Annotated in this window: 11 protein-coding genes; 7 read left to right on the forward strand and 4 right to left on the reverse strand. The window is 68.2% G+C overall.

What is annotated here, in order from left to right; translation table 11 throughout:
- The 6 genes from RDU12_RS07600 to RDU12_RS07625 form a co-directional block, all read left to right on the forward strand.
- Positions 1-187 (forward strand): flagellin (locus tag RDU12_RS07600; protein WP_308684377.1); only part of this gene is annotated, 187 nt, incomplete at its 5' end.
- 266 nt (positions 188-453) lie between these two features.
- The gene (locus tag RDU12_RS07605) at positions 454-3,210 is read left to right on the forward strand and encodes a transcriptional regulator (protein ID WP_300289531.1); all 2,757 of its coding nucleotides are present in this window, start codon (positions 454-456) and stop codon (positions 3,208-3,210) included.
- Positions 3,211-3,286: 76 nt separating this feature from the next.
- Entirely contained in the window at positions 3,287-3,952 is a 666-nt protein-coding gene (locus tag RDU12_RS07610; protein ID WP_300289532.1) for a hypothetical protein, read from the forward strand.
- Positions 3,952-4,398: a hypothetical protein gene (locus tag RDU12_RS07615; protein ID WP_300289533.1), complete on the forward strand. Its 447-nt coding sequence runs from the start codon at positions 3,952-3,954 to the stop codon at positions 4,396-4,398. The genes RDU12_RS07610 and RDU12_RS07615 overlap by 1 nt, the downstream gene beginning before the upstream one ends.
- 99 nt (positions 4,399-4,497) lie before the next feature.
- Complete coding sequence (gene ssb / locus RDU12_RS07620; protein ID WP_300289534.1) at positions 4,498-4,974, forward strand: single-stranded DNA-binding protein; 477 nt, start codon at positions 4,498-4,500, stop codon at positions 4,972-4,974.
- Between the two features lie 86 nt (positions 4,975-5,060).
- Positions 5,061-5,966, forward strand: a complete 906-nt coding sequence (locus RDU12_RS07625) for a DMT family transporter (protein WP_300289535.1) — start codon at positions 5,061-5,063, stop codon at positions 5,964-5,966.
- Positions 5,967-5,977: 11 nt separating this feature from the next.
- On the opposite strand, the gene RDU12_RS07630 is transcribed toward RDU12_RS07625, so the two are convergent.
- The 3 genes from RDU12_RS07630 to RDU12_RS07640 form a co-directional block, all read right to left on the reverse strand.
- A complete protein-coding gene (locus RDU12_RS07630) occupies positions 5,978-6,541 on the reverse strand; it encodes a DUF3035 domain-containing protein (RefSeq protein WP_300289540.1) in 564 nt (187 codons plus the stop codon).
- Positions 6,542-6,601: 60 nt separating this feature from the next.
- Positions 6,602-7,108 carry a signal peptidase II gene (gene lspA, locus RDU12_RS07635; RefSeq protein ID WP_300289536.1) on the reverse strand — a complete coding sequence of 169 codons (507 nt, stop codon included), beginning with the start codon at positions 7,106-7,108 and terminating at the stop codon, positions 6,602-6,604.
- Positions 7,109-7,296: 188 nt separating this feature from the next.
- Entirely contained in the window at positions 7,297-8,088 is a 792-nt protein-coding gene (locus RDU12_RS07640; protein WP_300289541.1) for a PhoH family protein, read from the reverse strand.
- 290 nt (positions 8,089-8,378) lie between these two features.
- Between RDU12_RS07640 and RDU12_RS07645 the strand changes: the two genes are divergently transcribed.
- Positions 8,379-8,906, forward strand: a complete 528-nt coding sequence (locus RDU12_RS07645) for a gamma carbonic anhydrase family protein (protein WP_300289538.1) — start codon at positions 8,379-8,381, stop codon at positions 8,904-8,906.
- A gap of 9 nt (positions 8,907-8,915) precedes the next feature.
- On the opposite strand, the gene RDU12_RS07650 is transcribed toward RDU12_RS07645, so the two are convergent.
- Positions 8,916-9,455 carry a PAS domain-containing protein gene (locus RDU12_RS07650; RefSeq protein ID WP_300289539.1) on the reverse strand — a complete coding sequence of 180 codons (540 nt, stop codon included), beginning with the start codon at positions 9,453-9,455 and terminating at the stop codon, positions 8,916-8,918.
- Positions 9,456-9,718: the final 263 nt, after the last annotated feature.

Genomic DNA, 9,718 nt, shown 5'->3' on the forward strand with positions numbered 1-9,718 from the left:
CAACAGCTTTGTGACCAAGCTGGTCGATACGCTGGAATCGGGGATCGGCAACCTTGTCGACGCCGACCTGGCCAAGGAAAGCGCCCGCCTTCAGGCGCTGCAGGTCCAGCAGCAGCTTGGCGCGCAGTCGCTGTCGATCGCCAACCAGGCTCCGCAGATCATCCTGTCGCTGTTCCGGGGCGGCTAGACCTCAGATACGCCCGGCTCCGGAGCGGCCGATGCAGACGGGGGCGGGCCGCCGCCGCTGGGCGCGATGGCCAAATCCGTACAGGGCGAGGAGCGATCTCAGGGCTTCGACGAAGGCAGACATGACGCACGTCTCCTGCTTCAACGGCGACGACTCAACAATCGCCGCCTTCCATTGTTCCCTGAGTCGCGTTCGGAGTCGCTCCGCGAGCGGACGTTAAGACCTCTTTACGCCCGTCCCGTCACACTGAGGATCGGGAGCGCGGTGTGATCTACAACAGCTATCTTCTGGGATTGTTCGGCGGCACGGCCCAAACGGGGCTGGACACGACGACGGCCGCCTCCTTGAGGCAGGCCGCCCGCAAACAGCCGACGCCGCCATGGTCCACCAGCGTCGAGCCGCCAAAGGCGGACGCCCTCGTTCGCGCGGCCCTCGGCGGCCGCAAATTCATCAACGAGAACGCCGCCCAGCTGGACATCAAGGGGGCGTCCGCGGACTACCGGAAGCTCTTCGCTCTCTACCAGGGGCTCGACACGCTCAACGCCCTCGTCAACCGGTCCGTGACCAAGGGGGTCGGCGCTCTTGAGCTGACCCAGCTGGACAAACGCTTTTCCTCGGGTCTGGCCGAGATTGGGTCTTGGCTGTCCGCCTCCCAGTTCGACGCCGTCCGCATGGTGCAGGGCACGTCGAAGACGACGAGCAAGACCACGGCGGCCGTGCCCCGCGACAGCGCCAATTCCATCACCGGCCCGATCCACGAAGGGTCGGTCGATACGCCGGTGGCCGCCTTCCAGGGCGACACCCGGTTCAACATCACCATCAAGGTGCCGATCGGGATCGCCGACTCCCAGACGACAGCGGTGCCGATCGATCTCGCCGACATGGGGGCGGCGCCCCGCACGTTCGACAACGTCCTCGACCATATCAACGCCAAGCTGGAGGCGGCTGGCTTCCAGACCCGAATCGGTCGCGAGCAGATCAAGGCCGAGCCGAGGGTCATTCAGGTGAACGGCAAGGCGGTGACGCTGCCGGGCGGCCCCGACAAATGGGCCTTGGCCATCCGCGGCACATCGACGGAAACGGTCGGCTTCACGGCCGCGGACACATCCGACGCCGTCTATGTCGTTCAGTCGGCCGGGTCGGCCGGCGCGGCGCAGCTGTTGAAGTTCCAGAGCGACGGCGGGACGGCGGCCCAGCCTACGGGCGGCGGCGTCGGAGAAACCCATTGGGTCGCAGGCCGCCTGTCCCAGGACGCCTTGCCGGCCGGAGTCGAGAACGTCCGCGCCAGCGCTGTGGGCCCGGACGGGTCATTGTGGATCGTGGCGGACGTCACGGCGGGGCCCGACACCCAGCCGATCAAGGGCGTTCGGGACGTGGTCCTGATGAAGTACGATACGGCGGGGCGTCTGGTGGCGACCCGCACGCTCGGCGCGGCGTCCACGGCCAGCGGCTACGCCATCGCCGTCGACGCCAATGGCGACGTCGCGGTGGCCGGGTCGGTCACCGGCGCGCTCAACACCAAGGCCACGGACGCGGGAAAGACGGGGGATGTCGCGGATGTCGCCGACAGCTTCGTCACCGTTTTCGACAAGGACGGCCAAGAACTGTGGGCGCAACGGCGCGGGGCGCGCGCCGCGGACGAGGCGACTTCCGTCAGTTTCGGGGCCGATGGAGTCGTCTATATCGGCGGCCGAGCCAAATCGGCGCTGACGGGCGCCGCCGCCGTCGGAGGCTGGGACGGCTATGTGCAGGCGTTCAAGGCCGGGGAGCCCTATCCCACCGCCGGCATCGTCGTCGCTGCGACCGCCACGACCCAGTTCGGCACAGGCAGTGACGACAGCGTCGACGCCATGACGATCGACGGCTCGAACCTCTACACGGCGGGCGTAGAAAACGGACAGGCCGTCATACGCCATTTCACCCTCGACGCGGGAGGCGTGCCCACCCTCGCGTCGACCCGCGATCTCGGACCGATCAGCGGCGAGATCGGCGGCGTCGCCGTCTCTGGCGGCCAGGTCATCGTGACCGGCACGAGCCGGGACAGCGGCATCACCGCGGGAACCGTGACCACGGCCCACTCGGGCGGAAAGGACGTCTTCGTCGCCACCCTCTCAGGGGACCTGAGCGTATCGGCCGGTGACCGGATGACGTGGTACGGCGGGGCGGGCGACGACAACGCCGCGGACGTGAAGGTCCACAACGGCAAGGTCTGGATCACGGGCGTCGCCGACCGCGACCCGGCCGCCGATGACGAGGATCCCACACAGGGCTATCTGGTGCGGCTCGACCCCCTCAGCGGAGCGGTCGAATACGAGAAGACCTGGTCCGGCGACGGCAATCAGGCGCGCCCCCTGACTCTGGCCGTAGCCGCAGGAGGGGCCAGCGTGCTGGATCGGTTGGGCCTGCCCCAGGGCGAGATCGACCAGAGCGATTCGAAACGTCTGGTCGACGCGACCTCGCTGAGGGTCGGCGACCGGTTCTACATCAGTCCGGCCGACGGCGGCCGTTCGGTGTCGGTCACCATCGCCGCCAAGGACACCCTGGCCACCCTGGCGCGCAAGATCGAGATCGCGTCGAACGGCAAGCTCAAGGTCACCGTGGCCTCCGAAGGCAGTTCGGTCACCGGTACGGACGGCGAGATCACCACCACCACCGGCGGCTTTCAGCGCCTGTCGATCATGGCGCGCGACGGCAAGTCAGGCGCCGTGCTGACCCCCGGCGAGACGGGGCGGGACGCCCTGGCGGGACTGGGTCTGTCGTCGGGCTTCATCGGCGCCTCGACCGGGGACGAGGTTCGCAAGACCTTCGGTCTGGATCTGCCGGGCACTCTCCGGCTGGCTGACGCGGCGGCCGCCAAGACCGCCGGCGAGCGCATCCAGGCCGCGATGAAGGCCGTCCGCGACGCCTATCGCTCGCTCGACCCCGCCAACAGTGCGTCCGCCGCGCCCAGAGGCCCCGTTCCGGCCTATCTGACCAATCAGCTGGCCAACTATCAGGCCGCGCTCGCGCGCCTGGGCGGCTAGGCCGATCGAGGACGAAGGCCGTTGACGGGGCATGGCCCGGCGGGGTTATTGGACTCCCCAGCCGCGCGAGCCTTTCATGCCCCAGGACAACCGCATCCTTTTCGCCATCGGAGCCGGCCTTGCGGTTGTGGCCGCCGTGGTCGTCGCGCTGATCTTCTCGGCCGGACGCGACCGCGATTCCGCCCCGCCGCCGGCGGCGCAGGGTGGATTGACGGTCGATGTCGCCGATGCGCCGGAGCTGAACACGACCCGCGCCCTGCGCTGCTACGTCGACGGGCAGTTCGCCGGCATGGCGACGCTGGCGGATTGCGCCCGGCGCAACGGCGTGGCCACGGATGCTCTCGATGTGGGCGTTGACGAGACCGGGGCGCTGGTGGCCCTTCCGGCCGCGCCGGTGATCGAACCGCCGATCGAAATGGCCGCCACCGACCCGCAACCGTCCCCGGCGACGCCTGATCCCGATCGACCCGACCAGTCCCAGGTCCAGGCCGCCGCGGGCCCCCAGTGCCTCCGTCACACCGGCTCCGACTGGCGTGTCGTGTCCTCGAACACGAGCCTGAACGCCTGCGTGCAGGCGCTCTACGCCGGCACGTGCGTCCGGCCCGGCGACGCGCTTTACGGCCGCTGGGGCAATACGACCCTCCGGCTGGTCCCGCGCCGCGTCGAACAGTCGGCCGACAACAACCGCTTCCGCACCCTGGTCGAACAGGACCGCAGCTGCCAGTTCCCGGACCTTCGTTGATGACACGCCTGCCCATCTTGCTCACAGCCGGCGTCGGCGCCGCGGTTCTCACGGCCTGCGGCGGAGGCGTCGAAGCCCCGTTTGAACCGGGCGTCTGCTTTGCGGTGGAGGCCGGGGCCGAGGGCGAAGCGCCCGCCTTCAACAAGCTGGCCGAGGATCAGCCGCAGATCGAGCATTGCGCCGCGCGGCTGGAGGAGATGCGGCTGCGTTTCCTTCGCCAGGGCGGCAGCCGACAGGAGATCACCGGCGCCTACCAGGGCCAGTACATCTTCATCGACCGCGAGGGCGTGTGGATCGGCAAGTCGCTCGACGGCTCGCGCTTCATCCTCCTGGCCCGGACGGGGGACGGCCGCCTGGCGGTGCCCGGCGCGATCTCGAGGGACGAATTCGGCCGGCCGGTCGGCGTGGCGGCCCCGGTCGAACCGGCGCCGGCCGCGACGCAATAGCGAACAAAACTGGAACATCGGCTCGCAATCAGCTAGATTGGGGCGACGATATCAACCGGCCGGCGTCAAGCACTCCCGGCCCAAAAAAAGGATTCGATGATGGCGGGCAGCGTCAACAAGGTCATTCTGGTCGGCAATCTGGGCAAGGATCCGGAGATCCGCACGCTCCCCTCCGGCGAACGGGTCGCCAACCTGTCGCTCGCGACGTCGGAGCAGTGGCGCGACAAGGCCACGGGAGAGCGCAAGGAGAAGACCGAGTGGCACCGCGTGGTCATCTTCAACGAGAACATCGTCAAGGTGGCCGAGAACTACCTCAAGAAGGGTTCGACCGTTTACGTCGAAGGCTCGCTGCAGACCCGCAAATACGAGCAGAACGGGGTCGAAAAATACTCGACCGAGATCGTGCTGCAGAAATTCCGCGGCGAGCTGACCATGCTGGGCGGCCGCGCCGACAGCGGCGGCGGGGCCTCGCGCGGTGGTGACGACGACTATTCGTCCGGCTTCTCGACCGGCGGCGCCAACAAGCCCAGCGGTCCCAAGGAAAGCTACGACCTGAACGACGACATTCCGTTCTAGGCGCGGCGACGCCGGCGGCGGTCATCGAAACGGTCGGTTACCGGCTTTGACGGGCGGATCTGCACGGCGCGTGGCATAGGCGTCGTGTGATCACCCCAGACAAGCCGCACAGCCCGCTCTCCCTCGTCGAGATCGCCGCAATCCTTGCGGTGGTGGTGATCTGGGGCGTCAACAACGCCGCGGCCAAGCTGGCCACCGAGACCCTGCCGCCGCTGCTGGTCGGGGCGATGCGCTTCGGCCTCGCGGCGGCCTGCCTGATCCCGTTCGTGCGGCCGCCGTTCCCCAACTGGAAGAGCCTGCTGATCATCGTCGGCGTGGGCGGGCCCATCCATTACGGGCTGATCTATCTCGCCTTCTGGCTGGCCCAGGACGTCAGCCCGGTCTCGGTCGCCGCGCAGCTATGGGTGCCGTTCACCGCCCTGTTCGCCTTCCTGCTGCTGCGCGAGCGGCTGTCGCGGCCGGCCCTGATCGGCATGGGGATCGCCTTCGCGGGGGTCGCCTGGATGACGCTGGATCCGCACGCCATCGCGGACTGGAAGGCCATTCTGGTCGGCATCGCCGCCAGCGCCGCCTGGGCGATGACGACCGTGATCGCCCGGCGGACGACATCCATCCCGCCTCTGAAGATGCAGGGCCTGCTGGCGCTCGTGGCCCTGCCCACCCTGGCCTTCGGCTCGGCCGTCTTTGAAGAGGGTCAGATGCAGGCGATCCGGGACGCGGACGCCCTGGTCTGGGCGTGCGTCATCTGGGCGGGGCTGGTGTCGTCGGTGATGGCCACCACCCTGGTCTTCTGGCTGGTCCAGAAGCGCGAGGCGGGGCGGGTCACGCCCTATCTGCTGGCCACGCCTGTGGTGTCGATCCTGATCGGCTGGCTGTTCATGGGCGACGTGTTGACGCCGCAGATTCTCACCGGCGCGGCGTTGACCATCGGCGGCGTGGCCGTCGTGGCCCTGGCGGAACGTGGGCTAAGGGCCGGGGCGGCGAAGGCCTGACCCCGGTAGTCCTAAAGGCCGGGCAGCTTGAAGCCGGTGTCACGACGCGGCGCGATGACAATGCCGGCCTGGCCGCCGGTCAGGGCCTGCAGCCGGGCGTACTCGCTGGCGGCGTCGATGGTGACGGCGCCTTCGGCGGTCTGGCTGGTCGTGGGCGCCTGGGAGGCGGCGTCGTCGCGGCGCCAGAACAGGATGCGGTTGGCCCAGCCCTCTTCCTTGTGGGCCAGATCGCCGAACTCGTCGTCGATGACATAGCGGGCGAGGGGGTCGGCGCGGTCGCCGCCGGCCTGGGCGACCAGGACCTGCTCGCCCGGCGAACGGGTCACGGCCTGTCGCTGGCCCAGCAGAATCTGACGGGCGGCCGATTCCGGCGCCAGCTCCTGCGGACGCGGCTGGCCCGGCGACGGCGGGCGCAGGCCATACTCGGGCGGTACGGTCAGCGGGGCGGTCGAAACGGTCAGGAACTCGTCCGGGGTCACCTTCGTCAGGCCGATGCTGTTGCGCAGCGAGTTGCACCCGCCCAGTACGAGGGCCGATGCGGCGAGGGTCAGGACGGCGGTGCGGGTAAGGCGCATGGTCAAACTCGGCTGGGCGCGCCTGAAGGCGCGCGCGTAAACCCTAGAGGAAGCGGCTGATTACGACTTTTCGGCGGCCACGCCAACCTTGGCGGCCTTTTCGGACAGGACGCTGTCGAGGATGAGCAGGATCACGCCGACGGTGATGGCGCTGTCGGCGACGTTGAAAACCCACGGGAAGAAGCCCGTCCCCGAAAAATCAAGGAAGTCGACCACGAAGCCGAAGCGGATGCGGTCGATGACGTTGCCGATGGCCCCACCCATGATCAGGCCGATGGCGCTGACCAGCATCCGACGGTCGGCCCTGAGCGCCCACCAGCCCAGAACCCCCGCCACCACGACGGAGAAGACGCTGAGCATCCACCGCGCCGAGCCGTCGCCGAACAGGCCGAAGCTGACGCCGCGGTTTTCGACCCAGGTGAAGTTGAGTACGGGCGGCAGGATCGGGATCTGGCCGACCATGCGCAGGTCCAGGCCCGAAATGATCCAGGCCTTGGTCAGCTGGTCGACGACGACGATGAGAATGGCGAAGCCGTAAGCGGCCAGGGCGATGCGTGGGATTTTCATTCGGGTCGCTGAAAGGTGAGACCGTCCGGTTAGCAGTCCGCGCGCCGGGCGCGAAGGGGCAATCGTGTCGCGTCGCCCCGGATGGGGCGTGGTCGCCGCCTGTTACCGAGATCGATGGTCTCGAGCTTTGACGCAGGTCCGGGAGCCATTCTCGCCCGGACCCGCGTCGGATATTCGGTCGACGTCGTTCAGAGCACCCCGATCATGCTGGCGACCAGCGGGTGGCGGACGATGTCCTGCTCGGCCAGCTTGACCACCGCGATGTCCGGCACCGGCCCAAGCCGCTCGGCGATGTCGGTCAGACCGGAGATGCCGGGCAGCAGGTCCGACTGCTGCGGGTCGCCGGTCACCACCATGGTCGAATGCCAGCCCAGCCGGGTCAGCAGCATCTTCAGCTGGACGTAGGTGCAGTTCTGGGCCTCGTCGACGACGATGAAGGCGTTGTTGAGGGTGCGGCCGCGCATGTAACCGATGGGGGCGATCTCGATCAGCCCCTCGGCCATCAGCGCCTTGACCCGCTTCATCGACAGCCGGTCCGACAGGGCGTCGTAGAGCGGCCGCAGATAGGGGGCCAGCTTGTCTTCCATGTCGCCGGGCAGGAAGCCGATCGACTCGCCGGCCTCGACCGCCGGTCGGGACAGCACGATGCGCCCCACCTTGCCGGCCTCCAGGGCCTCGACCGCCTTGGCGACGGCGAGATAGGTCTTGCCCGTGCCTGCCGGTCCGAGGGCCAGCACCATGTTGTGGTGGTCGATGGCCGTCATCAGTTCGGCCTGGCCGTCCGATTTCGGTTTCAGAGTCTTCAGATAGGCCTGGTCCCGGTCGTCGTTCGAGGGATAGGGCGACCAGCCGGCGTGGGTGGGGAGGCGTCGCACCTTGGCGTCCTCCATGAACTGCCGCGAATCCAGAACCCCGTGTTCACGGGACATTTCACGGGTATGACGTTTGATTGCCGCACGCTTGGTCATGGACGCCTCCAGGGCATGAAAAAAGGCGACGCCGCAGGGGCATCGCCTCGAACGAAGGTGGAGAGGGAGGGGACAGAGGATGCAACGCACCCGCCCGGGTCGGAGGAAGGACCAACTTCCAGCGGGATTACCCGCCGACCAGAACGCGTCACGCGCGCTCTCCTGGGTCTGACCGGACCGGGGTTGATCCGGCTTCGGATCCGGGGCCGAAATGGCGACCTCGAATCGCATCTACACTCTGATGCTAGCGTGGTTTACGAGAGCTTAAAGCCCTCGTTTTCTTTAGAAGTGACGGTGATGTGATGAATGTTTACAGCCTCGGTGACAAGAAACCGCAGCTTCCGCCTCAAGGCGAATACTGGATCGCGCCGACCGCAACCGTCATAGGAGACGTGATTCTCAAGCCGGGCGCCAGCGTCTGGTTCGGCGCGACCGTACGCGGCGACAACGATCCGATCACGATCGGGCGAGATACCAACATCCAGGACGGCAGCGTGCTGCATTCCGATCCCGGCGAGCCGCTGACCATCGGCGACGGCGTCACGGTCGGCCACATGGTCATGCTTCACAGCTGCGAGATCGGCGACAACACCCTGATCGGCATCGGCTCGGTCGTGCTGGGCCGCGCCCGGATCGGGAAGAACTGTCTGATCGGCGCCAACACCCTGATCACCGAAGGCAAGGAAATTCCCGACGGCTCGCTGGTCATGGGTCAGCCGGGCAAGGTCGTGCGGCAGCTGAAGCCCGGCCAGATCGAGGCGCTGAAGGCCTCGGCCGCCCACTATGTGCAGAATTGGAAGCGCTATGTCGGCGGCCTCAAGCCGTCGTGAGGGCCGGGATCAGGCGATCCGCCTGCCGCCGACCGCAGCGAGGCTGAGCGGCGGGCGGGCGGCCTCGCCCACGCCGATCGAAACCCGGGCGGTGAGCAGGCGAGGCTCATCGGCCGCCAGCGTCAGGGTTGCGGCGGGCGCGTAGAGACCCAGCAGCCGGTCCGGCCGACCGGATGGGCCCCGCAGCGGCAGCAGGGTGATCTCGATCTGGGCCGCGACGCCGCCGGCGAGCGCGACGATCACGACCGGCCGGCCCTCGCGGACGGTCTGGGTCAGGGCTGTGGACACCAGCGGTCGTGAAGCGGTGCGCCACAGGGAGAGCAGGGACTGGCCCTTGAGGGGCTCGCCGTGGAAGCCTTCGATCCAGCTTCCGGCCAGGCGGATGACCGCGTCGTCGCCGGTGCGATGGGCCATGAATGCGCGGGGAAGACGCAGTCCCAGAGTGTCCGGCTGGACGGCCGCGCGCTCGGGAATTCCGCCGCGCGATTCCGGCCGGCGCGACAGCGTCGTCCAGTGGTCGATCAGGAACTGCGTATCAGGGTGAAACATCGTCTCGGCCTCTGCGGCGCCTGCCGCAAGGAGCGGGCCGGGCGAAAAGCAACGGAAACGAAAGGCTTTTGCGGTTCAGATGCAGTCTGGAGCGGCCCGCGTCTTGCTTGGGTCGCGGAAGATTTTCATCGGGAGGTCGGCCCATGCGGGTGCGGATCATGAACTGGGCGCCGGCCGTGGCGACATTCGTCGTGATGACGGCGGGTGCGGGCGCCGCCGCGGCGCAGTGCGGGCCCGTCTGCCCGCCGCCTCCGCCCCCGTGC

The organism is Brevundimonas sp., from assembly GCF_031082345.1.
Taxonomy (GTDB): Bacteria; Pseudomonadota; Alphaproteobacteria; order Caulobacterales; family Caulobacteraceae; genus Brevundimonas.